This window comes from [Clostridium] citroniae WAL-17108 (assembly GCF_000233455.1).
Lineage (GTDB): Bacteria > Bacillota > Clostridia > Lachnospirales > Lachnospiraceae > Enterocloster > Enterocloster citroniae.
In genome coordinates, this window is the sequence record NZ_JH376420.1 from 820,331 (window position 1) to 846,693 (window position 26,363).

Here is a 26,363-nt window from a genome sequence, read left to right on the forward strand (position 1 = left end):
TTCAATAGTTAATTCCCTTTACAGCCAGTCTCCCCTCGCTGACTCCGAATATAATGTTTGGGATCCCTTCTTTTGTCATGGAAAAACCTGCCATACTGGGTGACATTCCTTCCTCGTCCGCACCTTCTATTGACTCCAGCATTTCCGGCGTAAAAATACGGTCCCGCCCCAATGCGGTCAGCTCCTGCGCGGTATCAATGGAAATGCCGCCGTCTTTGAATCCAATATAAAGGGGATAGGAGGCCAGGGACGCTAATGTGTCCAGGTCCTTTGATGCCACTGCGGCTTTTATCTCTTTTGCAAAATCTGATACATCGGACTTTGGAACAGTGAAATTGTCTTCGTAGGAGCGGATGTCTGAGCCTGACACATGTTCCTCCCCTGCCCCGGCCTGCGGCAGTTCCCCGGTATGGATCTCTGCCGATACCTCAGCCCCTGTCATCTGTCCACAGGCAGTCATTGTCATTCCTGCCATTGTAATATAAAGTCCGCACACCATATTCCTTTTCATGATTTTTATGATCTTCATAAATTTCATAACCTCCATGATCTTATTCTCACCTTTCCACCTCAAACTCCATTGCCCCATAAGCTCCGGGAGCGATCTCATACTTGTCAAACACAATGACCGGATTTCCCTTCTCATTGACATAAAATTTTGTGTTCTCATCAATACCGGAAAATCCCCCCTCATCCTGTGCCCGGAATTCGATCCCCTCCGTTTCCTGCCGTTCCCTCATGGCAGTTTGAATGCTCTCATCCGCTTTCCGGACATACTCGTCTCCCAGAAGCGTCTGAAGGGTGGCAAGCTTTCCGTTCTTCAGATCAATGGAGTAATATCTGGCCTCACTGTAAGCAGAAGTCCAGCTCTCAGTCCCCATGACTGCAAAGGAAAGGTAATCTTCGGTCTGGGATTTGATCTCATACCACACATTGATCTCAATGTTGTGGGCCGTCCACTCTTCCTCGGTTCCCCCTGTCTCCATAAATGCTTTCTTGTATTCCATTGCCCGCTGCTGCGCCTCCTCCCCATAGCGGATGCACAGTTCGTGTATCTCCTGATTCAGGGAATCGTCCAGCCCGTTGGTGTCGGCAGCGATCATTTCCACGCTGGGGATCTTCACCGATATCTTCCAGTCCCCCTCATCCTTTTCATAGGAGCGGAAGGTGAGAAGCCGCGCAACGCCTCCAACCACCGGAAGCCGGGCCGCCATATCTGCAAACGCGGTATTGGTGTTCAAAGCTGTGGTAAACACGATTGCCAGCCCGGCAGCCACTCCGGCGCATTTTCCCGCAAGTACCTTTCTTCTGCGGATCCTCACCACTTTTTCCCGTTTCCTCTTCCTGGCCCCGGACTCTTCCACCGCTGCCTGCACCCGTTTAGAAAGTTCCTTTGGAATCTCGGTCTTATCATATTTTTTCTTAGCATCTTCTAACCGGCTCATACCTCCACCTCCTGGATACTCTGCTTTAACTGTTTTAATCCACGGTATAGCTTTGTTTTTACCGTATTCAGATTGGATTTAGTGACATAGGCAATTTCCTTCAGGGACAGTTCCTCAAAATACCGCAGCTTAATAATGGTCTGCACATCCGTTTCCAGACAGTTTAGCTGGTCATAAAGATCATCCTCCGAATCATAGCCGGTTTCGTAATAAGGCACATCCTCATCCATACCATCCTCTGTCAGGGTTTCCCGCTTTCGCTGTTTGATAAGCCCTATGCTCTCATTGACAAGAATGCGGTAAAACCATGTTCTAACGGCATTTTCATCCCGCAGCGCCTGATAATGGTCCAGCGCTTTTAAGACCGCGCTCTGGACAATATCCAGGGCATCCTCCTTGTTGTGGACGTAACTGTAGGCCAGACGGTAAAACTTATCCTGGTTTTCCACAATATAGTCCACGATCCTGTCATATAAATCCTGTCTCATGGGTCATTTCCCTCTCCGTTTTGTAATTTGCTATCTGATCTATAGATTCTTATTTGAGCGAAAAAGTTTCAGGGCAGGATCATCTTTTCTGATTTCCCGCCCTGACTTCAGCCAATCTATATTTTTACATTTTGGTACTCTCATCCGCCAAATATAACGCCTGAATGATCTTCACCCCGTTTTCAATCCCCGTATAGCCGCTGTCAATACACAAATGATAATTGCGGGGATCTCCCCAAACCTGCTCCGTATAATTGAGGAGATAGGACTTTCTCTTTTTGTCCAGCTGCCTGATCAGCCGGTCCGCGTCCGGTTCCGGCACGCCGTATAATTCAACAATACGGCGTTTTCTGTACGCTTCTTTTGCGTAGATGAATACGTGAAGCGCCCCTGGAAGATCCCAGAGGATCTTATTGCCTCCCCGCCCCACGATAATACACGGCGACTCCTCTGCCAGCCTGCGGATGGTTTTGGACTGTTCCAGGAAAATCCGGTCGCTTAAGGTGGTATGCCCGGCTGTCACGGAACCATACATATAGGAAAAGCGGTCCTGCCCCCGCTTCTCGGCATTCTCAAAAAAGTCCCGGTGGATGCCGCTTTGACAGGCCGCCTCCATAAAAAGCTGTTTATCATACAGCGGAATGCCCAGGTTCCCGGAGAGCTGCTCCCCGATTTCCCCGCCGCCGCTTCCATATTGCCGGCTGATGGTTATGACCGTTTTTCTCATGTATTTTCTCCTCTGTATGGGTTGTTTCCACCCGGGGGATTTCCTCCCGGTGATGTTCCGTTCACCGCAGCCGCCATATTCTCCGATGCGGTCCGCTTCATGGGCCTGACAGAGAACAGGCAGACCAGAATAGTCAGTATGTCAGCGGCCGGCTGGGCCAGATAGATGCCCGTCACGCCCAATGCCCGGGGCAGAATCAGGATAAAGGGAACATAGAACAATCCCTGCCTTATCACGGACAGGAACAGTCCGTACCTGGATGCACCGATGGTCTGAAATGTGATGGTCATCATGTAGCAAAGTCCAAAAGCCGGATAGAGCGCCACCTGGGAAATCAGCAGCTTTGCGCCGTAACCAATGACCGCCGGATTTTGGTTGAACAGCATGATCAGCGGCCTAGCCAAAAGTATGTAGACCCCGGCCACCAACACCGTAAGGACCAGGGAAGCCCGCAGGGCAAACCGGACGCACTCATGGAACCGTTCCTCCTTATTGGCGCCAAAGGAAAATGATGCCACGGGCTGATATCCCTGCATAAACCCCATGATCACATAACAGCCGATCAGGATCAGCCGCTGGACCACGCCGTACGCCGCAATGATCAGATCCGCATCCGCCATGGGCTTGGCGGCTATATTGGTCAGTGATGTGGCGACTGCAAGGCAGATCTGAATCACAGCCGTAGGAATCCCGATCACAGTAACCGCTTCTATCAGCCTCCAATGGGGCCTGAAAAAATCCTTTTTGATCTTTATAACAGAGCGTCCGCTCATATAGAACCATCCCAGAATGAAAAATGTAACAAACTGGGAAACCGTGGTGGCAAGGGACGCGCCTCCCACGCCCATCCCAAAGCCCCATTCAAACATGAATATGGGGTCCAGAACAACATTGAGGGCCGCCCCGGTGATCACTGCAACGGATGAGATCTTGACCGAGGATTCCGCCCTGGCCGCACAGTTCATGCTCTGGGCCGGAAGATTGGCAATGGCTGCGATAAACATCCAGAACGCATAGTCCTTTGCCTGGGGCAGCACGGCCTCGGAGGCCCCAAAGGATCGCAGCAGAGGTTCCATGAAAATGATGCCCGCCACACACAGGAAAAATCCAATCCCCACAGAGATCCCCACCACGGATGTAACGGTGCGGTTGGCTCCATTCTTATCTCCCGCTCCCAGCTGGCGTCCTGCCAGCACCGCTGCTCCGGCTGCAAAGATATTCTCCACCGATACCATGATCAGCAGCAGCGGCAGGGTCACTCCCACGGCAGCCAGTGCGATATCCGATCCCAGCATACCGATGTAGGCTGTGTCCACAATGTTATAGACCGCCTTGGCCAGCAGCGCCAGGGTTGCAGGAACCGCCAGCTTTGTGATCGCCCTTGAGGGTTTCAGCTCCCCCAATATGGATTCCTGGGGTTTGTTTTCCTGGGGTTTGTTTTCCTGGGTCATTGCGCCACTTCCTTTCGCTCCACCACACCGTAAAGCAATACGTCCAATGCCCTGCGGCAGTCCTCCTCATGTGTCTTAAAATCAATGTCCTGTTCCCTCATATTCTGGTATCGCACATTCACATAATCCTGGAACTGGACAAAGAGGTCCACCACCTTTTCCCGGGAGATCCCCGGACGCAGCCTAAGAGGCGCCAGGATCCGCTCCAATATGGAGAGATTCAGGGCGTCAAACTCAGCCTTTTGCTCCCGTACCGCTGCCTCCAGGTGGCGGGGCGGCATGATGACAGACTCACAAAATATCCGCTGGTACATGGGAAATGCCTGAAAGAAATCAAACCTGGCATTAAAATATGCCTGGAGCTGCCGGTGCACCGGCTCATTGTCGAGGATCAGCGCCTCCCGCAAAAATCCCGTCAGCGTTCGGAAACATTCCTCCACACAGGCCAGATACAGCTCATCCTTGGTCTGGAAATAGTGGAAAATAATTCCTTTTGAAAATCCTTCCCCCTCACAGATATGGTTCACCGAACTGCCCCCATATCCCTGTTCCGTAAATTCCTTCAATGCACTGTCCATAATCCGGCGCTTTGTCTGCTGATTCTTTTCTTCCCGCTTCATGGAACCCATCCTTTCAATTATTGACCTATTGGTCAATTTCTTATAGGATAGCATATATTGACCTGGTGGTCAATATTATTGATTATGAAAAATGTATAAAGCCATTGAAGATGACAAAAGAAAATACGCCTGCGCGGCAAATTACCGCGCAAGCGCATAAACCATCTACTTATATGTGACATCTAACTTCTCACGCTGTACGGAACGGTAAAATCTCACATCCGGATAACCGAGGACCAATGTCATTGCTGCACGTTTCCCCCGGGGTACGCTCATTGCGTTTTTGATTTTGTGTGAAGCATTGGCGGCCATTGTAAAATATCCGCTGTACAGTACGCCAAGTCCATGTGCTTCTGCTACAAATTCCATGTTTTGCGCGGCAAGTATACCGTTTGTTTGATTCTTAGCCAGGATCACGATCACGGCGGGAGCGTTAAAAAAGAAAAAGTGGTCATCTATCTCATGATTCCTTGCCATGGGGTTTAACAGATCCGCCAAGGGCTTTATCTTTTTAAACAGGCTAACCGCTATTTTCTCAATACGGTCCTTTTCCTGATCCAACACGACATAGGACACATCCTGCATATTCTTTGCCGTGTGGGTAAGCCTGCCTGCAATACTGTCTCCGCTTTTTTATTATTTAATACCAAATTATGCGCAACGCACACTTTAACGCACATGCCGCAGCCGACACATTTACTTCCATCCTACAGCATCAGCCGCAAAGCAGGACGGACACCGCCTCTGCACCTGCCCTCATCCAGATTGCCTTTTAAAATATTGTTGCCCTGGATGCCTATATTGCCGTCAGTCCCCCAGATATAGGCCGCTTTTATGCCAACACGGCCAGGTGAGCGGAGCCACCACCACCAGCCCCGTCCATTTTCAAGATGGTGCGCGATCCGCCTGCTGTTATTCATATCTTTTCTTTCAAACCAGTATCTTTGATTTTTTCCGGGGTGATAAAGCTTTGAACTGCTGTCGCCAAAATAGTTGCACGCAGCCTCCTCAAGGCTTAACAAAAAGATTCTGTCCCATGTGTCTGCTCCGCCTTTTGTGCCATACCACTGGTTGTCCATATTTTGATTCAGCACGGAAATGATCCTTGACCGGTCCCTTTCGCTGAACTTATTATAAAATTCCCCGTTAAGATATGTTCGCAGGGAGCATTCCTCCCATGTTATATCTTTGTAGACATCATGGTAAGACCGCTCCTCTATCACATATTCAGTTATGATCAATGCAGTATTGTCCTGTACGTCAAGCACGCGCCATTCATAATCTCCAAAGGATATCTTATCTCCTGCCTGCATCCTTACCTCCCATATTTGTTACAATGTATTTTGTTCCATTCGCCATTTGATCACGCTTAAGGAGATTATACCATGATTTGTGTCGGATACCTATTGGATATAAGGCGTTTTCATAAGTAATATACTTGTTCATTCTTCCCGATCTACCTTGCATTGTTCGATATAAGCTTTGTAAACCTTCTGCAATGTTACTAGAAAATCATCTAAATCTCCCGCTATTTTGGGTGAATGATAAAGAGAATCCTCATAATAACCCGGATTTATATCAAATGGTATCTTTTCCCCTTCTGCAATTCTCCTAAGTTCATACAAAAGGAGTGCACGTGTATCATTCATCGCCCTGCAAAATATCATCTCGCAATCCACATAGATTGCTTTTTTATCATTTACCTTTACCATATGCGCTTTATCCTGCATGTACAGGTATAATTTTCGGATCATGTTCAATCCGTCAACTATTTTTCTAAATCCATTCTTTAAGGTCTGTGAGCTGAAATCTTCAACCGTAAAACTATATCGCCCTGTTCTATGATCACTTTTTCCCACATTAATAAAAGCAATTGTTTCAGTAATAGCCCGTTCAAAATTTTCCATACTGCATTCATATTCAAAATCCGTTGTAAAGGCTGGCCTGTTAAAGCAATGCAGCAGCTCCTCCAGTACCCGTTGATCCGTTACCGGTTCCGGCAGAGTATCAATATTTTCAGATATACATTTATATGCCTTCATAAACCGTTTATGGTCATCATCAAATAACCTTTCAATTTCCGAAATCAAATCCCTCATATCAACAATATCAGAAGACTGAAATCTACCATGTGAAATCCTTTTTATTTCCTCCTGGCTTTTCTTTTGAAATTTAACTTTTTTATCAATTGAAACGCACACAAATATTATCTGCTTACCGTATAATTCAGCGATCAATGTTCCATCTATTGCATTATCCGGATGATAGATCTTAGTATAAGCATCCACTACCTTATCAAAACCGCAAGCAGAAGTTACCTGAATCCCTATTCCGGCAGCGTCATCGCCCAAGTCTATCCCTGGATAATTCAACCGTACGCTATTTAAATCTTTACAACTATATCCATATACAATATTAATTATGTTACGAATAAATCCCTCCGATATCCTGTTTATATCTGTATAATTTTTGAAATTACAATATTGAATATAATTACATAAATGACACAAACGTTCTTCCAGATACGCAAATTGCTCCTGCCGCTTCATTTTTCACCATGCTTCCTCTTAAATTCACTTTCCTGCTTCCACGTAGATACATTTTCTGTCTTATTTTACCATACTGAGGAATATGCAACAAGAAAAGTTCACAATATAAATGATAGAAAAGATTGTATACATTAACCTATTACATCCCCTGTGAAAATCTGGTATATTAAATACTGCAATATGGCTGTAGCTTCTGTCGTGAAGGTCATTCACAGAAGCCGCAGTCTTTTTTGTGCTTTCATCTATCTATCATTTATGCATTCAACTAAAACGGAGGTCATTATGAATCAAAACGCAAACCAATATATGGCGGAGGAATCCATCGGAAAACTGATGCTCCGCTTCTCCATCCCCTGTATCATGTCGCTGCTGGTATCCGCCCTGTATAACATTGTGGATCAGATCTTCATCGGCCGCGGGGTGGGATTCCTTGGAAACGGCGCCACCAATGTGGTATTCCCCATCACCATTATCGCTCTTGCCATTTCCCTTCTGGTGGGTGACGGCTGCGCGGCTTACCTGAGCATCTGCCAGGGGCGCATGGACGCGGAAAATGCCCACAAGAGCGTGGGCAACGCCATCGGACTGATCACCGTGTCGGGAATCCTGCTGACACTGGTGTTCGCTCTGTTTCGTGACAGTATCCTCACAGGATTCGGGGCAACGGTAAACAATATAGAATATGCCAGGGAATATTTCTCCTGTCTGATCCTGGGTATTCCCTTTTTTATGTTTGCCAACTCCATGAATTCCATCATCCGTGCGGACGGCAGCCCGCAGTTTGCCATGGGTTCCACCCTGGTCGGCTGCATCATCAACGTGGTCCTCGACCCTGTGGCCATCTTTATCCTGGGATGGGGCATGAAGGGGGCGGCGCTGGCTACCATTGCCGGGCAGATCGTCTCCGCCCTGCTGGCGGTCTACTACCTTACCGGGACCAAATCCTTCCGGCTGAAACCCACAAGCTTTTTGCCAAGTGCAGGGATCCTGAAACATATCCTGCCCCTTGGGATCAGCAGCTTTCTCACCCAGATCTCCATTGTGGTCATCATGGCGGTGATGAACAATGTGCTGGTGCTTTACGGAGCACAGTCAAAATACGGCTCCGACATTCCCCTGACTGTGGTGGGAATTGTAATGAAGGTGTTTCAGATCGTCATCTCCATTGTGGTGGGGATCGCCGCCGGAGCACAGCCCATTGTGGGATATAACTACGGTGCAGGCCTATGGCACCGGGTAAAATGCATTTTCCGTACCATGATGATAGCCGAATTCTGTGTAGGGCTTGTCTCCGTGGTATGCTTTGAAGCATTTCCCATACAGATCATCAGCCTGTTCGGAAGCGAGGATGGTCTTTACAATGAGTTCGCCGTGCTGGCCTTCCGCATTTTCCTCAGCGGAATCGTGCTCTGCTGCCTCCAGAAGGCATGCAGCATTTTCCTCCAGTCCATCGGCAGACCGGCCCTATCCATGGTGCTGTCCCTGCTCCGGGATTTTATCCTGAGTGTGCCCCTCACCTTGCTTTTGCCAAAGCTGTTGGGAGTCACGGGAGCGCTTTACTCCGGGCCCATTGCGGATGTGGCGGCATTTGGCGCAGCGGTGCTGATCATGGGCGTTGTGCTTAAAAAGCTGACGCGGCTGGCTGATGAGAGCGAGGCAGAAAGACACAGAGGAACCAATACCGCTCAGGCAGTACTTTCGGACGTATAAAAAATATCCTAACTGCGGATCAACATAATACGTTTGTTCCGTCTGTTCCAGACAGAGGCCCATCTACCTCCGTCTCCCAAATCTCCTCCTGAACTCGTCCTCATCATTCGCCGGACCACGCCCAAAGCCTCCGCAAAAGGGTCCCTGGGGTCCTTCTCCATGAAACGGCCCTTCCTGTCTCTCACCCCGGGTTGCCCGTTCTCCCCTCGGGGATCCGTCCATTCCCATGCCATGGGCATGATGATGGGAACGTACGCGCTCCCTGGGATTTTGGGCAAGGATATAGTCATGCATTTCCTTCATTCTTTCAAATGTATACTCCTTTGCGTGCTCCGGATCCAGCTGCCCGATGATGGCCTGTTCCAGGCGCTCCAGGTACTGTTTAAACTGTTCCTTCTCTTCCTCGCTAAAGCAGTCAAAGAGCCGTTCCGTGTCGCGGTCATCCAACCCTCCGGCCCGGTCCACGGCCTTTTTTCCTTCTTCCGTCAGTACAATATTCATGCTCCGCCTGTCCTGTTCCGAGGGTACCCGTTTCACATACCCTTTGCTCTCCAGCTTCCGCAGCAGTTCGCTCATGGACTGGGTGCTGATCCCCAAAAGATAGGACAGCTCCCTGTGGCTGATCTCCGGTTTCAGTTTTAAAATCGCCAGTATCCTCCCCTGTCCCTTATACGGACTTCCCATAGGGCCATTTTCCCGTGCTGCTTCTGTCTGGTAACGGTGTAAAAGCATACCTATATGAAAGAAATGCTCTGACAGGTGCTTGTTTTCCTGTTCCATGCCGCTGTGAGCGGTGGTGTTCTGGTTCGCATTATCCTGATTTCCACCATTCTGTTCCGTATTATTCTGTTCCGTATTATTCTGATTCGCATTGTTCTGTTCCATATTATTTTCCTCCATATTGTTTTTCTCCATACTGCGTTCCTCCTCGCTTTTCGCTTTTTTGCCCCGCATCTATTTGTCCTGTATCTTCTCCCTGCCTGTTTTTTGTCTTCTCTCCAACCAGTCCCCCGATACTCACCACCGATTCCTGGCTAAGATAATGTTCCACCCTGCACGCATCATGTTCCGCCACTTTCTCCGGAACCCCGATGCTGCACAGAAACTGTTTGACAGTCTCATAGGAGTGGTTGATCTTTGCCGCAATATCATACCCGGCTTTTGTCAGGTCCACCTGGTGGTTCTCGTGGACTGTGATCAGATCATCCGCTGCCAGTTTGCCAAAGGCAATGGATACACTGGGCTTTTTGACCGACAGGACCTCTGCCACATCCGTGGCTCGCACATACCCGTTTTTCTCTTTCAGATGCAGAATCGCCTTTAAATAGTCTTCTTTTGAAGCAGTGATATTCATAGCTTACCTCTCCCGCCTGCCATATTAAGGCCTGTCATACCAAGGGCCTGTCATATCAGGGACCGCTCATATCAGGGACCCCTCATACCAGGATCTGTTCCATACTGAGCGAAAATGCCGGGCACAGTCCCAATGCCTTAATATCCTCCGAAATGCTGTCCATGCACGTGTTCACCTCCACAGGCGAACAGACCGGATTCACTGTGACCTGAAGGGAAATGATCCTGCTTTCAGGTCCGTAGTCGTGCAGATCCGCCTTTTTCAGGGTCACCATATCCTTTTTACAATCAAATATTGCCTGGATCTGTGCCATCTGCTGCCCTGAGACCCCTTCTCCAAGGAGCAGTACAAAGTGCTCTGCAAATGACTTCAGCCCATCCTTTAAGATCAGCCCGCTGATCACGATCCCCACGACCCCATCCACTGAAAATCCGGACAGGGAATACAGACAAGCCGATCCCACTGTGAGAAGTGTCATACGGATATCCGCCGCCTCGTTCTGCTCGCAGGCTTTCAGCGCAGATGAATCCAGCTGCTTATTCATATGGCTGGTGTAGAGCGACATGGCGTACTTTACAAGGATGGAAAGTGCCGACACCCCGTAGACCACGGCCGGAAATGAACGGTCCGGCGGATACAGGATCCACAGGATGGACTCCCGAAGCATGGCTGCTCCTGTAAGAATGATGGTGATGGCAATGATAAGCCCCAGGACATATTCACACCTGCCGTGCCCGTATGGATGAAGATAATCTTCCTTCCGTCCCGACATGTGAAATCCCAGTATCACCAGCAGAGAATTCAGAGAATCCATCAGATTGTCAAAACTTTCCGCCAGGACCGCCACATTCCCGCACAGCGTTCCCGCCAGATACTTACATACAAACAGTACAACATTCCCGATGGTGGAAAAAAGACCGACTTTAGCGCCCAGGCTTTCCCTGGAAACCGTTTGTGGTATTGTCTGTTCCATATTGATCAACTCCTCTCAAACACGGATTGCTGAAGCTTTTTTCATCCATGCTCCGGAATCCGTCCACAAAACGCAAAATACATCAGGTACCTGTCATAAATATAGCAGGTACCTGATGTATTGTCAATATGAACGTACGATTTATTTTTTTAAAAATTATTTTTCCTTCTCTCAGCGGACAAGGACGCACGCCCCTTGGCCGCTGAGGATATATTACAGTGATGTTACACATCATGCATCTGAAAAACAGAATGCTTGCTTATAAAGATAAACCATCTCCTGATTTAATGATCAAGAGGATCCACCCTCCCCGCTGCAAAGCACTCAAAGGAATACCCCATCTCCAACAATGTTTGATCCTCCCCATATTCCGCCACAAATGTGGCGCCCTGGGGAGCATTTCCCGTTCCGGTCCCGAACGGTACTGTCAGCTCAGGATAGCCTGCTGCTGCAGGAGCCGTGGTCCCTGAACTGTTTAAAAAGACAAGCCCATCCAGGCGGTCCCGGTCAAACACCGCTGACAAGGCATCATCTGCATTCCGTATGGATCCGTTGATCCGGTCCATATCCGCGTTTTCAATCGTTACCGCTTCCTCCAGCAGATCTTGTCCGTATTTGATATTCCTCTGGGGATTATTCCGGTTAAACACGATCAGTTCTTCCAACGTTTGGATAGGAAAATGATAGGCCTGGGCATAATCTTCAAAATCCTTTTTAAAAGAAAGCGCAATATGGTGAAAGACAATGATCCCGTTCTCATTTAACTCCGGTTCCACCACATGAACTCCCATATCCTGAAGTGTTTTCTTTAACTCATCCAGTTTTTCTTTGTCATTATATTCATATCTTATTAGGCCTATTGTCTTTCCTTTTAAGGCATCCGGCCTATAATCCGGCGAAACCGGGGTGTTGGCCGCGCCGTTGTACGCGGTCCCCGCATCCTCCACACACTTGGCAAGGATCCCTGGGGTATCGATTTTTTTAATAAGCGGGAAAATGCCTTCTGACGAGATACTTCCTCTGGAAGGCTTGAACCCTACAACCGAGTTCATGGCAGCCGGAGCTATAACAGAGCCGTCCGTTTCCGTTCCAACGGACACCGGAGCCAGATTGCATGTCACCGCAACGGCGCTGCCGCTGCTGGAACCGGAAGCCGACAGCTTTAACGGCCCGAACGGGTTGATCGTCTGCCCTTTATTGCCGCTGTATCCGGCCGGCATAACGCTGGATACATAACCGGAAAACTCTGACAGATTGTTTTTTCCCAGAATCACCGCCCCGTTTTCTTTTAGGGTCTTTACCAATTCTGCATCCTCTGAGGGATAATAATCCGAAAAAGCAGCCGTACCTACGGTGGTTGCCATGTCCGAGGCATTCATGTTATCCTTCAGCATGACCGGTATTCCGTACATACCACGACCTGCCTTTGGGTTATCCTTTCGCTCCCGGTCCCTTTCCCTGGCATCCTCAATGGCATGGGGATTCACTGAAATTACGGAATTATACCCTTTTTCCTTCTGGTCAAGGGTCTGGATCCGATAGAGGCAGATCGCGGTCATTTCTTCATAGCTGATCGTTCCTTTGGCTGCTTCGTCCTGGATTTCCCGGATGCTTTTTTCAAGAATATATGGTTCCTTTTTCCTGATCTCTTCCATCTTCATCCCGTGGAGCTGTTTTTCAATGGAATCCAGCACCCTTTGATTGTTATAAGAGATCCATGCCTCGCCCGGAGGGGCTGCTGCTTTTATATAGATAAGCACTCCTGCCGCCAGAACGATCCCCACACCTGCCGCAGTGATTCCTATTCTTTTTCTTTTATCCGCACCTTTTTCCGTACTTTTATTTATGCCTTTACTCATCTATTTCTCCTGGCAAAGCTGTTATTTTCGGATATATCCTTTCACCTAAAACATGGTTTTATTCTTTACCAAACCATGGTTTTATATCCTGTTATTTTACGAATGCCGGTAGCTGCACAGTGCAGCACGGTTATTTTTATAATAACACCCGGATTTGACATTCATGTGACAAAATAAAAAGCTCCATGGACCGATTACCGCTCCATGGGCCAAAATATCTCCCCGTCAATATCCGCTATATCACTCAGAGGGATCCCGGTCCCATCCCACAGGACAAGGAGGTTTTTATATTCGGATAACTGTTTGATGCTGCCTGTGACCGTGGCATAATGCCCTCCTTCCTTTTTCTCATCCGGAACAAAATATGTGACTGAAACAGAGGGACGCTCTTTTAACTGCCCCTTCAAACATTCTTTAATGATCAGCAGCTTTTGGTCCAAAGTCTCCTTTTCATCCTCATTCAGCTCTATTCTTCTGTCCGTCAGCCGCGCCGTCTCTTTTACTGCGGATTCATATCCCGTCAGGGCCGCAAACGGGGAAAACTGGGCCGCCCGGTCCGAAACCGCCATCTGAGGCCTTGACAGGGAAACATGGCGGGGCAGGTTGATGATATCATCATAGCGTTGGGGATCATCCTCTTCTTTGCGTATCATGCCTTGTGACCTCCGATCTGCTTGTTGCGCTCCATGGTTGTAGCGCCCTCCTCCAGGTTCATGCCCTTAAGGATCGCATTTTTCCCAAATTTCTTCTTGATGTCCAGCATTGCTTTCTGCATCCGTTTCTCCCGTTCCTGATCCTGTCGTTCCTGTTCCCTCTGCTTTTCCATTGCCTCATAATCCGTAAACAGATCCAGCTGTTCAAATGTCTCCTGTTCCCGGATACCGCTCTCCTCCTCCACATGGGCCGCGGCAACGCTGACCCGGCGGACCAGCAGGTCCCTGTCCACAATCCGGTCGTACAGCCTCATGGCTGCTTCCATGATCAGCCTGGCGGACGAGGTTTTGCATCCCAGATTCTCTGATCCGTGGGCATGTCCCGGGATCCGGCGTCCATATCGGTCCGTCACAATGGGTCCCTTATACCGGCTGCGTATCTCCGGCCGGGTTAGATTCTCTATATCATAGCCAACCGTAAGCACGATCTGGTCCGTCACCATCCCTTTATCCACCAGGTCCAGGGCCAGAAGATCCGTCATTTCCTGGACGATCAGCCTGGCCTTTTCAAATCCGTACGGGCACAGCAGCACCTGGCCGGAACCCATGCTGCTCTCCTGGGGTTTATATGCCTTGATGTCCGCAATGGTGCACGGTTCCCATCCCCATGCATGGTCAATGAGAAGCTCTGCATTGATCCCAAACAGCTTGTACAGCAGATCCTCATTATAATAATCCCCCTGTCTGCCCAGGGAACATCTTGCAATATCGCCCATGGTATAAAGGCCGTGTTCCTCCAGCTTTTTCGCATATCCCTTTCCCACACGCCAGAAATCCGTAAGGGGCCGGTGGGTCCACAGGATACGCCGGTAGGACAGTTCATCCAGTTCAGCGATCCTGACTCCGTTTTCATCCGGCTCAATCCGCTTTGCCACAATATCCATGGCGATCTTACAAAGGTACAGATTCGTCCCAACCCCGGCCGTGGCCGTGATCCCGGTGGCCTTTAGCACATCCAGGATCATTTTCCTGGCCAGTTCACGTGCCGTGAGGCGGTATGTGCCCAGATAGCTTGTCACATCAATGAAAACCTCATCAATAGAATAGACGTGGATGTCCTCCGGGGCAATATAGTTCAGGTAAATGTTGTAGATCTTTGTGCTGTAATCCATATACAGGTTCATGCGGGGCGGGGCGGCAATATAATCCAGTGATAATGCGGCATCCGCCTTCAGCTCCCTGTCATCCGCAGAACTTCCGGAAAACACATGGTCCGGGGCCTGTCGCCTCCGTATGGCATTCACTTCCCTTACCTTTTGGACCACCTCAAATAATCTGGCCCGGCCGGGAATCCCATAAGCTTTTAGGGATGGAGAAACCGCAAGGCAGATGGTCTTCTCCGTTCGGCTGGTATCCGCCACCACCAGATTGGTGGTCAGGGGATCAAGGCCGCGCTCCATACATTCTACCGAAGCGTAGAAGGTTTTTAGATCAATGGCAATATAGGTTCTGCTCTCCGTCAACTGTATCCACTCCTTTTGTCCGTAAACCATAACATCATTTTCACCTCTCGGACAGTAATATTATATCATATTATTCCTCTGATTTTGTACAACATGTAAAGAAAAGGCCGCCGCCCTCACGATTTTTCAACCGCAAAGGCAGCAGCCTCATTAAAACTAAAGCAGTCTTACCGGTCCATGCCTGCTCCCATCATACGTAAGATCCGAAATGCCTGCTCCCTTCGCATCTCATGGTTATTCCAGGCTTCATAGCTGGCCCTGCACTTTTGCTCCGTGTCCCGGAACCGCTCTTCCAGGGTCACGGTCCGGTCTCCCTTTACCAGCTTATCTGCCAGGTACACGATAGCCGCCTCATTGATCTCCTCCTGTTCCAGGCAATGGTGCTGCCGGATGATCTCTGCAACCGCGGGATAACCTTCCCGCATCAGGATCCTGGTTCCTTCCCGGGCATGGTTCTCCCTGTGCCGCGCGATATCGTGAAGCAGGGATGCACTGCGGATCAATTCCTGGTCCAGGGACACTCCCATCTGTTCCTGTACCTTTCCCAGCACTTCTGCTATGGATGCAACTTTGCAGCAGTGTTTCCTGACCGGCTCCGGGGTCCTGTAATGTTCCAGCATTGCGGCACACTCCTCATCTGTGGGATACAGCCTTGGCATTCTTCCCAGTTCCAGTAGCTGGTAATTAAAGCTGCCGTTCTCAAGCTCCCGCACCGCTATGCGGCTGATCCCTCCGTATGGCTGGAACAGGGCCCGCGATGTCTCCAACGGACTCCCGGTAATGCCGGCCAGAAAACAGCAGTTGATCCCTGCGTGGGCAACCACCGCCACATCCCCGTCCGTCTCCTTCAGGATCCTGGTGACCGCCCGTTCCATCCTGGATTTCGCCTCGGTTCGTCTCTCCCCTTTTACGGGTTCCTGCTCCAGCGTTTTATCCAGATCCGCCATGGGAACATTTTCCCACTCCCCCATATCAAGCTCCTGGAGGTCCTGGTCGATCCGTACCGGTATTGCCATCCGGTCCGCTCCATTCTCATCCGGTATCCAGCTCCCATCCCGCCCGTCCGTTTTCCATCCCCCCAGGATCCGCGCGGTTTCTATGGAACGCGTAAGCTGGCTGCAATAGATATGTTTCACCGGATGGAGTCTAAAATACTCCCTCAAATCTTCTGCCTGGCGTTTCCCCCAATCGTCCAACAGTAAATCGGTCCGCCCAATGCACCTCTTAATTCCGTTGGGAAATCCCACTCTCCCGTGACGTATCAAATAGATTATCCTCATATCAGCTTCCCTCATTTCCCTTATCGGTTCCCAATACTCTGTCTGGCATGGTTCCACTGGATCAGATCCCGGTATTCTCTCTGTGTGTCCACATCCTTTAAAATCCCTTCGTCCTTTGTCTCCAGTTCCAATATGACGGCCTTCGTCCGCTTCACAGCTTCCCAAAGACCGCCGTCCCCATTGTCCCCGCAGACCGCCGCGGCAATCCGGCGTTCCATCACCAGGGGATGGCCGGGAATACCGCGGCACACAGGGTATACAACCTCCGCGTCCATGTTTAAAAGACCGGCAATGGTGTCCGGCCTGACAGCCGGAATATCCATGGGCATGACCATGACGCGTCCGCACTCTCTGACAGCTGCCTCCATCCCCAGCTTCACAGAATCAAACATCTGGGTCTCCCTATACCGCTCATTTCTCACAAACCGGACGCCCAGCGGGCGTAAATGCTCCTCCAGCTCATTTGCTCTGAATCCCGTTACCACCACCACAGGGTCCACTCCCAGCTGAAGGAGCGTGGAAACCACTTGACGGGAAATAGTATCCCCGCCAAAGGGAAGCATGGGTTTAAATGCCCCCATCCTCGATGAAAGACCGGCTGCCAGCAATACCGCACCTGTTTGTTTCATCCCTTTATCCCCTTTCCGGGAAATGACTTCCATCCCCCAAGCTTCCCATCCATTAGATCTCCTTGCCCTCCAGTGAACGGACCAGAAGTTTTTTCATTTCATCCGCCTGATCCCGGCCATCACCGGTCAGTATCACTTCCCGGCATACAAGAGCGGCTGCCTGTTCCATTGTCCCGCTGTTTATTTCCTTCCCCCGAAGAAATGCTTCGGTCTCGATCATGCGCACCGGCACAGGTGCGATCCCGCTGTATACGATCCGTGCATCCCTGATCTTCCCGTGCTGCACAAAATATGCAAACGCCACGCCGGACCCATGACCAAATTCCAGATATCCGCTGGTATAATCCCCAGATTTTGGAATTTCAAACGTCTGAATCACCTCTCCAGGTTCCAGCTGCCCGGCCGGATCGGTCACACTGAAAAAATCCAGCGCCCGCCGGCTCCTTTTATTCGTCCTTATCTGCGCATCCAGGGCGGTCAGGATCGCCCGGGTACAGGATCTGTTCACTCCGTAGCATCCGCAGTTCAGACACCGGACAGCTTCCGTGCTGACCGCTTCCCAGTCTGTACCGCAGTCTGTACCATAGTCTGTACCGCAATCCCTATCCCCCAGCCCGGATGATATAGGGGCTATCCGTTGGTCCATCCTTCCGGCAAATGCTTCCCAATCAAAACCAATAAATGTTTTTCCAGGTTTCATATATGATTTAAGGCCAAAGTCCAGATTGATCCGGTTGGCGGTCTCATAGCCTCTGCGCACCTCCCTCAGGAATTCCGGCGCGCTGCAAGACATGTACGCCCCCTCTGCCAGACGGTCAAATTCATTCTCATCCCATTCCCCGCTGTCCGCGCCGAACCGGAATACAACCCCCATGCCGGACAGCGCCCGGATATATCCGCTAAATTCCGTTTCCGGGAAATCAGGAATCATTTTCTTAAGTTCCTTTGTGAGTTCTTCCTCTGACCGCTGTTCAAACACCCATACGCGGTTTCCAAGCTTTCGCAGATAGAAAGCGGCAGCCACGCCGGCCGGACCGCATCCTTTGACGGCGATCCGCTTCCCGCTGTCACCGGATGGAACGGCGTAAAATATCTCAGGATGGGCCGCGATATCATCCCCCATCGCCTGAAAGACCCCGCTGATCCCCACGCTCCGGTCATGCTTTGAACGGATACAGGCAGCCTCACATTGTCCGCACATCCGGCAGGTAACAGACGGCATGGGATTATACTTCATGATAATCCTCCGGGCCTCCAGACCGTCTTTGTCCCGCAGCTGCTCCAGTACGGCCGGTATCTCCATGCCAACCGGGCAGGCGGATACACAGGATGTTGTTCCAACCGCCTTGCCTCCCATCACGGAAAAGGCGCATCCCTTTTCCCAGAGGGCATGGCACTCCGTACCGCCTTCTTTGATACAGGGCACTGCGCTTCCTGTGAAACCACAGTTAACATTCTGAAAAATTTCATCACATATGGTTGGTGCCTTTACACCGGTGTCTTTGTCCTCCGATGCTTCCATCGCTGTATCCACCGCTGTGTCCTCCAATGCTTCCTTCCCTCTGCCGGTCAGCATCACCGCAGCGTCAAACAGCGGTTTCGCCTCCCGTTTCAGCAATTCTGATTCAGCCATGACGGAAAGCGTTACCCCTGCTCCAACCGTTATGATATCCTCATTTTCAGAAATGCAGCAGTTTAATGTCTGTTCCATAAACAACGCCTCCCCCATATTTCCACTTGCCACTTACAATATCCGGTTCCTAACCGGAGCCGGATATTGCCGCAGCATTTCACTTATATATTATTTGTCCGGTACAACCCGCCTTACAGTCCCAGGGACCTCTTGATCTGTACCTTTATCTCCTGAAGCTTGTAGGCGTTTTCCTTAAGAGGCGCCGCGCCGGCGCAGGCCAGCTGTGCCGCCTCCTCCGCCAGTTCTTCGGTGACGGCCTTGCCTGTGAGAAGTTCCTCCGCCTTGAACAGGCGTACCGGAACAGGGGCTATTCCGCCCGCTGCCAGGCGTGCGCCGCGGATAACTCCGTCCTCCTCCTTATATGCGTAGGCAAGGGAGGTCACGGCAAAGTCAATGGACTCCCGCAGACGCATCTTCAAATAGCCGGTGCGCCAGCCTTCCTGTTTGGGAATTGTGATCTCAGTCACGATTTCTCCCGGCTCCAGTTTGTCTGCGGCATGCATCACGCCGAAGAAATCTTCCGCCTCAAATACCTGTCTTGTGGTGTGGATTTTTGCGCCGAGGGCGATCAGCACCGGACTCATGTCGGAAGCATTTACGGAATAGCAGCCGCAGTTCATGCAGCGCCCTGCCTCGGCTTTTGCTTCCTCCTGTGTCAGGCTTTCTGAATCTTCTTTTTCCAGACAGCGCTCATTTACCGGCGTATCCTTCTCCACCGCAGCCTTTGGAATCTCAATAGCCAAGCTGTCATGGCGCAGGAATCCTTCTTCCTCCTTTTTGGGCTGAAGCGGGAACCCCATATAGCTGCTCATGCTTCTGGCCGCAACGCCGCCATCACGGACCGCCTTGATGGCAACAGACGGACCGGAGGCCGCATCGCCGCCTGCATAAACGCCCGGCGCCCTTGTATCCTTGTGTTCGCCAACCTCGATCAGGCCCCTTGCATCCTTTAATTCCTCTTTGTATTTCTCGCCCAGGAAGTCCAGGTCAACACGCTGTCCGGTTGCAAGGATGATACAGTCGGATGCGAACATCTGCTTGTGCGCGTCATCATAGACCGGGCTAAAATGTCCATGCTCATCAAATACGGACACGCATTTCTTGGCTTCCAGTCCGGCTACCTGTCCGTCACCGGATTCCGCCACGCGCTCCAGGCCCCAGCCGTTATAAATCTCCACGCCCTCTTCCTCCGCGCGTGCGATCTCTTCCTCTGTGGCAGGCATCTCCTCCCGCTGCTCCAGACACACCAGCTTTACCTTCTGTGCGCCCAGGCGGACGGCTGTCAGAGCAACGTCCATGGCAACATTTCCGCCGCCGCATACAAGAACTTCCTTCCCGATCTGCCTGCTCATGAACTTCTTCACTTCCACCAGGAAATTGAGGCCGAAATGGGTCAGCTGCTCGCCTTCAATACCAAGGATCGGCTGTTTCCACGCTCCCGTATCCAGGAACACGGTATCGTGATCCTGTTTGATGGTTTCCATGGCAATATCCTTGCCCACTTCCGTATTGTACTTAAACTGTACTCCCATTCCCGTTATGGCCGCCACCAGGTCGCGGACATAATGCTTGGGCAGACGGTATTCCGGTATTCCGTACATGAGGACGCCGCCGGCTTCCTCCATCTTTTCATAAACCGTGACCTGATGTCCGGCCTTGCGCAGATAATATGCGGCTGTCAGACCTGCAGGGCCTGCTCCCACGATACCAACCTTCTTACCGGTCTCCTGGCTGGGAGCCGGATAGAATCTGGATGCATGTTCCAGAATGTAATCTCCCAGAGCGCGCTCTACGGAGTGGATGCTGACTGAATCCCCGTGCTGGCACTGGTTGCATTTTGTCTGGCAGGTATGGGGGCATACCCTGGCTGTGAGCATGGGCATGGGGTTCACCTGCATGATAATTTCAGCTGCCCCGTCCCAGTTGTCCTCTCTGATCTTCTGCATATAAGCCGGGATATCCGTTCCCGCGGGACATTCCGCGGAACACGGCGTTATGCCTGCTTTCATGCCGCCCATGACGGAATGGTACTGATTCCTTCCATGGATGGCGTAGCATTCCTCTCCGCCCTTTCTTGCACACATCAGGCGTCCGCCTATGTTATCCGGATAACGGTAATACCAGCAGCGCACATCCTGGCAGAGGTTTCCGCCCATGGTTGCCGCATTCCTCACAATTGGGGATGCGATGCTGCGGGCTGCTTCCCGGACCGCGTTCAGCCCGCCTGCAAGCAGGCCGGATTCCTCGATGTCGCAGAGCTTTGTCAGCGCGCCGATGGAAACCGTATCGCCATTGTCTCTTATGTATCCGGTATCCGGAATCTCCTTCAGGTTTACAAGCAGTTCCGGATAATCCGGCAGCAGGTTCTGTTTCAGGGTTCCGATCAGATCCGTACCTCCGGCAACCGGCTGGGCTTTTTCATATGATTTTAATGCCTCCGATGCTTCCTCAAAACTACCGGCATTGATATGACTAAATTTTTTCATTCCATTCACCTCCCCTTAAGCTTTTCCAAGTGCTTTCAGAATCCGGTCAGGCGTTGCCGGATACTCGTTGATCTCCGCTCCTCCGATGGCGTTCTCAATGGCCATCAGTACGGCCGGCGGTCCTCCTGCTCCGGTTATCTCACCGATTCCAATGGCGCCGAACGGGTGGGCTGTGGGGAACTGGGACTCCAGGATCGATGTATCAAAATGGGGAAGTTCATTAAAGGGCCTCCACTTGTAATCGATCAGGTTGTGAGTCATAATACGTCCCAGCACAGGATCCAGCACATGCGCTTCCAGCTGCGCGGTATCCAGACCCGCAGATCCAAGGCCGCCTTCAAACTGCATCTTCAGCTCGATGGGGTTCACGATCTGTCCCACATCGGATGCGCCCAGTACGTCCACTACCTTTACCAGTCCGGTATCCAGATCCACTTCCACTTCCACAAAGATCATGACACAGTTGTTGTGGTTAAAATCTCCCTCGATCCCGCCTGTACCTGTGATTGAATAATACAGAGGACAGATCCGCAGCCATGGAATCCGGTTGGACGGGTCATCCTTCTTAAATATCATCATATCCTTTGTATCCAGTTCCTCGGGACTGCATCCCATCACGGGAGCCGCTTCCTCAAGCAGCTTCTTTCTGGCCTCTGCAGCCGCTCTTCCAACTGCCGCGCCGCCAGTGATGGTTCCTCTGGAACCGGCCAGTCCGAAATCAGCCGGGTTGGTGCCGTTGTCGGCCTGCACCACAGTAACTGCTTCCATGGGAACGTTTAACACCTCTGCCGCCACCTTTGCAATGGCCAGACGCTCGCCGTTGCCGCATTCCGAAATAACGCAGTGTACGGTCACCTGGTCATTTTCCAGGCGCACATATGCAAATGTCTCGTCACTCTGTGGATCACCGCTGCTGTGAAGGCTGAAGCCCACGCCGTACGCCTTGTTACCTTCCACTCTGGTGGGCTTGCCCCATCCTTTCCACTTCTGGTACCATCCGAATTTCTCCGCCGCCACATCAAAGCACTTGGTGTAGTCGATCACCGGATTGCTGTATTTGTGTCCGGTTCTCCAATAATACTCGTCCCCCGCCTTGCAGAAATTCTTCTTAAAGACGGTAACAGGATCCATATCGATCTGCTTTAATGCCCGGTTCAGCAGATGGAGGGCACAGGATTTTAGTTCCTGTCCCCCAAATCCTCTGGCAATGCCCACCGGGGTCAGGTTGGATACCACCACCTTGGCAGTCACGTCCCAGTTAGGTGTCTGGTTGAGAACCAGGTTCAGCTCGCCCAGGCCTTCCGCTACCTGGCCCTGGGTCAGCTCGGAGCCAACGCCGGTGCTCACAAGCCAGTCGCCCTTGATCGCATGGATCATGCCGTCCTTCTTAACTCCGATCTTGCCGATAAACTTGTTGCTGAGGCGGCGCTCATATGTAAGAAGATGCTCTTCCTTTGTCATGTTGAATTTAACGGCGGCTCCCGCCACCTTTGATGCCGCTACCACAAGCATACTGGTATAGCTCAAGCTGTCCTTGTTGCCGTAGCTTCCGCCCACGTTAGGGGTGATGGTGGAAATGTGCGCCCCAATGGTCAGTCCCAATGGTTTGGCAACCATGTTCGGTCCCTGCGAGGACGCCCATACGGTTACATGGGAATCATCTTCCCATCTGGCCGCGATAAACGGAACCTCGGGTGCTCCCGGGAAGGACGGCTTGTCATAAGAAACCTTGCCTTCCACCACCACATCGCTTTCTTCAAAGCCCTTTTCCACATCTCCCTCGCGGATATAATAAAATGGCGGATCATTTCCCTCAAAATAGCTGCCGGGAGGCAGACAGTTGTTCTCGTAGTGGTACCCCTTGGATTCGATGTTATCCTCTGCCCGGTACACTTCAGGCGCACCCGGCTTGATGGCCTCCTCCACATCATATACAGGAGTCAGCTGCTTATACTCCACCTCGATCAGCTCCAGCGCTTCCTCCGCAATGTCATTGCTCACGGCGCTCACCGTTGCCACCACATCACCTGTAAAACGCAGATGCTGATCCATCACCGGACGGTGGGCGGGAACGCCCGTCTTCCATGCCGGCGCGTTCTTGTAGGTCATGACGGATTTCACCCCGGGCATGGCCTCTGCCTTTGAGGTATCAATGGAAACAATCTCCGCATGAGGGTAAGGGCAACGCAATACTTTCATGTATAGGACATTGGGTATTTTTATATCATCACAGTAAACAGCCTTTCCGGTCACGATCGCACGTCCATCCTGGCGGCGGCGCACTTTTCCAATATGACGGTATTCAGACATTCTTATTCCCTCCTTTACAAAATAGACTTCACTGCTTCGATCACCTGGTAATGGCTGATGCAGCGGCAGTAATTGCCCGACAGGGCATCCTTTATCTCTTCCTCTGTCGGGTTGGGATTCTTATTTAACAGGGACTTTACCGCAATGATAATGCCCGGCGTGCAGAATCCGCACTGGAATGCACTGTGGGACAGAAATGCTTCCTGGATCGGGTCCAGTTCTCCTGTCACCGGATCGCTTAAGCCCTCAATCGTAACAATTTCTTTTCCGCCGCATTCCGCTGTGAGCGTGATGCAGGATGCCACCGCTTTCCCGTCCATGAGTACGGCACAGCATCCGCATGCCCCCTGTCCGCAGGACATCTTGGTTCCCGTCAGTCCAATCCTCTCCCGCAGAGTCTCCAAAAGTGTCTCGGATTCCGGAATCTGGCCCAGCCTCCGCCCAATGGTAAACTCATACGTTTCCCCATTAATCTTCAGAGTCAATTCGCTGCCCATTATAATCCTCCTTTCAAACATATATTTGTACATCCAGCAACAGGCAGTTGCTAGTTAAATATATGACAATCATATCTCCAACCAAGAAAATATTCTATCATGGGGACGAAGGTTTTTTGTGTATTATTGTCTATATGTAGACATTTTTCTCCTGTCTTATTATATATTTTTTACTTGAATGGCACACTGTTATTTGTTATAATATTATTTTAGTTATATATATTGTACATGGATGCCTGGGAGGATCAGCATGGGGAACATCAGTTTTGTTTTCGAGGATGATTTTATTAAATACAAGAACATGTTTGAACGGTACTGCCCGCCTCCCCTGAACGTAAAAAAGGGAACTGATCTGTGCAGACAGTGCTATACCAGCGACTGGATGTACTACCTGGCGGACGGCATTGCCAAGGTATATATGACCAATTATGACGGTAATGACCGCATTATTGATTTCATGAAAAAGAATACCCTGATCGGAATGGACTGTGTGATCCCAACCCTAAAGTCCGTGGTCAGTATCTCCTGCGTCACCGATATCCACGTCCTCCCCTTTAACGCGGATATTTTAAAAAAGATGTTGGAGGAGGACCCGGAATTTGCTTATGACCTGGTATTATATTACGGAAAAGTCCTGCGCCAGGTAACTTACCATTCCGGGAACCTGGGAATCAGCAATCTGACGGCCCGCTTTGCCAATTTTCTCTATCTCTTTACAGATACGCCCGAATACAGGGAAAAGGGCAGGATTTCCATGACGCAGGAAGAAATTGCCGCGTCCATCAACATTTCCCGCGCCCAGGTGGCTAAGATGTGCGGCCAGATGCGGGGGGAGGGGATCATCGAGACAGGCAACCGGTCGATTGTGATCAAGGATCTGGGAAAGCTTCGGAATTATTGTCATTTGTAATCATAAAGCATAACAAAAATCCCCGCAGTCCATGTTGAAACTGTGGGGATTTCTATATTAGACCGCTGCATCCATCGGCAATTCACGTGACCGGGCGGTCATGATGGGCGGGTGAAGATCACGCACACCGGGCTCTCCGTGTGGATCACATCCCCCACCGGCATAAGCTTTCCGCTCCTCCTGTCCAGTTCAAACTCCACCAGTGTATCCGACAGCTCATTGGCCGCAAGGATCCGGTTATCCCCGGTGGATACGGTGATAAACCTGGGCTGCTGTCCTCCGGTTTTCACGCAGTCCGCAAAGGTGAGCATGCCGGTTTCAGGGTCAATGCGAAAGCTGGTCAGGCTGTCATGCTTCCGGTTGGATACGACCACGTACTCTCCCAGGGGATCCATCACAATACCGCTGGCCCAGCCGTCTCCGGTATAGGTGTCCGGCAGGGTAGGCAGGATCTGTTTGGGTGTCAGCAGCCCCTGCGCGGCATCAAATGCATAACAGGTCACTGAATAGTCCTTCTCGTTCACTCCATACCCAAACCGGTTGCCCGGACGCATCACAAAATGTCTCGGTTCCGCGATCTCACGGGAGCGCACCGTGCAGGTCTTCTCCAGTTCTCCTGTTTCCCAATGGATCCTGAAAACCACCACCTGTCCGAATCCTGCCTTACGTCCCTGGCAGGATACGATGAGATAAGCGCCCGTTTCATCCTGAGCCACCTGATGGGGATGGGACACGTCCCCCGTCTTCACACCGGGGATCGTATATAAATGTTTCCGTTCCCCCAGCGTTCCGTCCTCCATTCTGGGAATGACCGCCACAGTCCCTGTCTGCAGGTTAGCCACAAATACCCAGCGGTTGGATGCGTCCACCGAAAGGTGAACCGGGTTGGTTCCTCCGGTAGATACCGTATTAAGCCGGGTTAGTTCCCCTGTCTCCCTGTCCATGGAAAAGGAGGTGATCTCACTGAAATCTCCATGTATGGTGTAGAGAAAATGTTCTGTCCGGTCCATGCAGAGGTAGGATGGGTTGACCAGGTCTCCCACGGTCCGGCGCCTGGTCCATTTTCCTGAATCATGGATTTTGAAAACCTGGATCCCTCTGCCCCTGGCGCCCCGTTCCTTCGTGGTCCTGCAGCCCACGTATGCAAATCTGTCCATATGTATCCTCCTAGATCGTGTTTGAAATTTTTTTCCGCCATTTGTTTGC

Annotated in this window: 23 protein-coding genes and 1 pseudogene; 2 read left to right on the top strand and 22 right to left on the bottom strand. The window is 50.9% G+C overall.

Translation table 11 applies throughout. The features are described 5' to 3' along the window. Position 1: 1 nt before the first annotated feature. The 9 genes and pseudogenes from HMPREF9469_RS03595 to HMPREF9469_RS03635 form a co-directional block, all read right to left on the bottom strand. A complete protein-coding gene (locus HMPREF9469_RS03595; RefSeq protein WP_007859238.1) occupies positions 2-529 on the bottom strand; it encodes a hypothetical protein in 528 nt (175 codons plus the stop codon). Positions 530-557: 28 nt separating this feature from the next. Beyond that, positions 558-1,445 (bottom strand): RsiV family protein, encoded by an 888-nt coding sequence (locus HMPREF9469_RS03600; RefSeq protein WP_007859240.1) that lies wholly within the window; start codon positions 1,443-1,445, stop codon positions 558-560. Next, positions 1,442-1,933 (bottom strand): sigma-70 family RNA polymerase sigma factor, encoded by a 492-nt coding sequence (locus HMPREF9469_RS03605; RefSeq protein WP_007859242.1) that lies wholly within the window; start codon positions 1,931-1,933, stop codon positions 1,442-1,444. Before HMPREF9469_RS03605 ends, HMPREF9469_RS03600 begins: the two co-directional genes overlap by 4 nt. Before the next feature lie 124 nt (positions 1,934-2,057). After that, the gene (locus tag HMPREF9469_RS03610; protein ID WP_007859244.1) at positions 2,058-2,660 is read right to left on the bottom strand and encodes a cytidylate kinase-like family protein; all 603 of its coding nucleotides are present in this window, start codon (positions 2,658-2,660) and stop codon (positions 2,058-2,060) included. Next, positions 2,657-4,111: an MATE family efflux transporter gene (locus HMPREF9469_RS03615; RefSeq protein ID WP_007859246.1), complete on the bottom strand. Its 1,455-nt coding sequence runs from the start codon at positions 4,109-4,111 to the stop codon at positions 2,657-2,659. The genes HMPREF9469_RS03610 and HMPREF9469_RS03615 overlap by 4 nt, the downstream gene beginning before the upstream one ends. Beyond that, entirely contained in the window at positions 4,108-4,731 is a 624-nt protein-coding gene (locus tag HMPREF9469_RS03620) for a TetR/AcrR family transcriptional regulator (protein ID WP_040414939.1), read from the bottom strand. Before HMPREF9469_RS03620 ends, HMPREF9469_RS03615 begins: the two co-directional genes overlap by 4 nt. Before the next feature lie 165 nt (positions 4,732-4,896). Next, positions 4,897-5,411 (bottom strand): annotated as a pseudogene (locus HMPREF9469_RS31880) (nitroreductase family protein). 27 nt (positions 5,412-5,438) lie between these two features. After that, a complete protein-coding gene (locus HMPREF9469_RS31885; protein WP_007859259.1) occupies positions 5,439-6,044 on the bottom strand; it encodes a DUF6273 domain-containing protein in 606 nt (201 codons plus the stop codon). Between the two features lie 129 nt (positions 6,045-6,173). Next, positions 6,174-7,280 carry an SMEK domain-containing protein gene (locus HMPREF9469_RS03635; protein ID WP_007859261.1) on the bottom strand — a complete coding sequence of 369 codons (1,107 nt, stop codon included), beginning with the start codon at positions 7,278-7,280 and terminating at the stop codon, positions 6,174-6,176. Positions 7,281-7,562: 282 nt separating this feature from the next. Between HMPREF9469_RS03635 and HMPREF9469_RS03640 the strand changes: the two genes are divergently transcribed. Continuing rightward, positions 7,563-8,990 carry an MATE family efflux transporter gene (locus HMPREF9469_RS03640; RefSeq protein WP_007859263.1) on the top strand — a complete coding sequence of 476 codons (1,428 nt, stop codon included), beginning with the start codon at positions 7,563-7,565 and terminating at the stop codon, positions 8,988-8,990. A 63-nt stretch (positions 8,991-9,053) separates the two neighbouring features. On the opposite strand, the gene HMPREF9469_RS03645 is transcribed toward HMPREF9469_RS03640, so the two are convergent. From HMPREF9469_RS03645 to HMPREF9469_RS03700, 12 genes are all read right to left on the bottom strand, one after another. Continuing rightward, complete coding sequence (locus HMPREF9469_RS03645; protein WP_007859265.1) at positions 9,054-9,905, bottom strand: MarR family winged helix-turn-helix transcriptional regulator; 852 nt, start codon at positions 9,903-9,905, stop codon at positions 9,054-9,056. Continuing rightward, positions 9,877-10,344: a metal-dependent transcriptional regulator gene (locus HMPREF9469_RS03650; RefSeq protein WP_007859267.1), complete on the bottom strand. Its 468-nt coding sequence runs from the start codon at positions 10,342-10,344 to the stop codon at positions 9,877-9,879. The genes HMPREF9469_RS03645 and HMPREF9469_RS03650 overlap by 29 nt, the downstream gene beginning before the upstream one ends. 82 nt (positions 10,345-10,426) lie before the next feature. Next, positions 10,427-11,317 carry a cation diffusion facilitator family transporter gene (locus HMPREF9469_RS03655; RefSeq protein WP_007859269.1) on the bottom strand — a complete coding sequence of 297 codons (891 nt, stop codon included), beginning with the start codon at positions 11,315-11,317 and terminating at the stop codon, positions 10,427-10,429. A 284-nt stretch (positions 11,318-11,601) separates the two neighbouring features. Beyond that, complete coding sequence (locus tag HMPREF9469_RS03660; protein WP_007859272.1) at positions 11,602-13,176, bottom strand: amidase family protein; 1,575 nt, start codon at positions 13,174-13,176, stop codon at positions 11,602-11,604. A gap of 194 nt (positions 13,177-13,370) precedes the next feature. Beyond that, a complete protein-coding gene (locus HMPREF9469_RS03665; protein WP_007859275.1) occupies positions 13,371-13,829 on the bottom strand; it encodes a hypothetical protein in 459 nt (152 codons plus the stop codon). Further along, positions 13,826-15,352, bottom strand: coding sequence for a Y-family DNA polymerase (locus HMPREF9469_RS03670; RefSeq protein WP_007859277.1), 1,527 nt, complete (start codon positions 15,350-15,352; stop codon positions 13,826-13,828). Before HMPREF9469_RS03670 ends, HMPREF9469_RS03665 begins: the two co-directional genes overlap by 4 nt. Before the next feature lie 167 nt (positions 15,353-15,519). Then, positions 15,520-16,632 carry a histidine phosphatase family protein gene (locus tag HMPREF9469_RS30510; RefSeq protein ID WP_007859279.1) on the bottom strand — a complete coding sequence of 371 codons (1,113 nt, stop codon included), beginning with the start codon at positions 16,630-16,632 and terminating at the stop codon, positions 15,520-15,522. 20 nt (positions 16,633-16,652) lie between these two features. Further along, positions 16,653-17,261: a nucleotidyltransferase family protein gene (locus HMPREF9469_RS03680; RefSeq protein ID WP_040415491.1), complete on the bottom strand. Its 609-nt coding sequence runs from the start codon at positions 17,259-17,261 to the stop codon at positions 16,653-16,655. A gap of 52 nt (positions 17,262-17,313) precedes the next feature. Then, positions 17,314-18,972, bottom strand: coding sequence for a hypothetical protein (locus HMPREF9469_RS03685; protein WP_007859283.1), 1,659 nt, complete (start codon positions 18,970-18,972; stop codon positions 17,314-17,316). Between the two features lie 113 nt (positions 18,973-19,085). Further along, positions 19,086-21,440, bottom strand: coding sequence for an FAD-dependent oxidoreductase (locus HMPREF9469_RS33300; RefSeq protein ID WP_007859284.1), 2,355 nt, complete (start codon positions 21,438-21,440; stop codon positions 19,086-19,088). 15 nt (positions 21,441-21,455) lie between these two features. Further along, positions 21,456-23,750 carry a xanthine dehydrogenase family protein molybdopterin-binding subunit gene (locus HMPREF9469_RS03695; protein ID WP_007859285.1) on the bottom strand — a complete coding sequence of 765 codons (2,295 nt, stop codon included), beginning with the start codon at positions 23,748-23,750 and terminating at the stop codon, positions 21,456-21,458. Positions 23,751-23,764: 14 nt separating this feature from the next. Further along, a complete protein-coding gene (locus tag HMPREF9469_RS03700) occupies positions 23,765-24,247 on the bottom strand; it encodes a (2Fe-2S)-binding protein (protein ID WP_007859286.1) in 483 nt (160 codons plus the stop codon). 250 nt (positions 24,248-24,497) lie between these two features. Here HMPREF9469_RS03700 and HMPREF9469_RS03705 point away from each other — a divergent pair, with 250 nt between their 5' ends. Then, positions 24,498-25,157, top strand: coding sequence for a Crp/Fnr family transcriptional regulator (locus HMPREF9469_RS03705; RefSeq protein WP_007859287.1), 660 nt, complete (start codon positions 24,498-24,500; stop codon positions 25,155-25,157). Between the two features lie 98 nt (positions 25,158-25,255). Here the strand turns inward: HMPREF9469_RS03705 and HMPREF9469_RS03710 are convergent, their stop codons facing one another. Next, positions 25,256-26,314 carry a lactonase family protein gene (locus HMPREF9469_RS03710; RefSeq protein ID WP_007859288.1) on the bottom strand — a complete coding sequence of 353 codons (1,059 nt, stop codon included), beginning with the start codon at positions 26,312-26,314 and terminating at the stop codon, positions 25,256-25,258. Between the last annotated feature and the right edge of the window lie 49 nt (positions 26,315-26,363).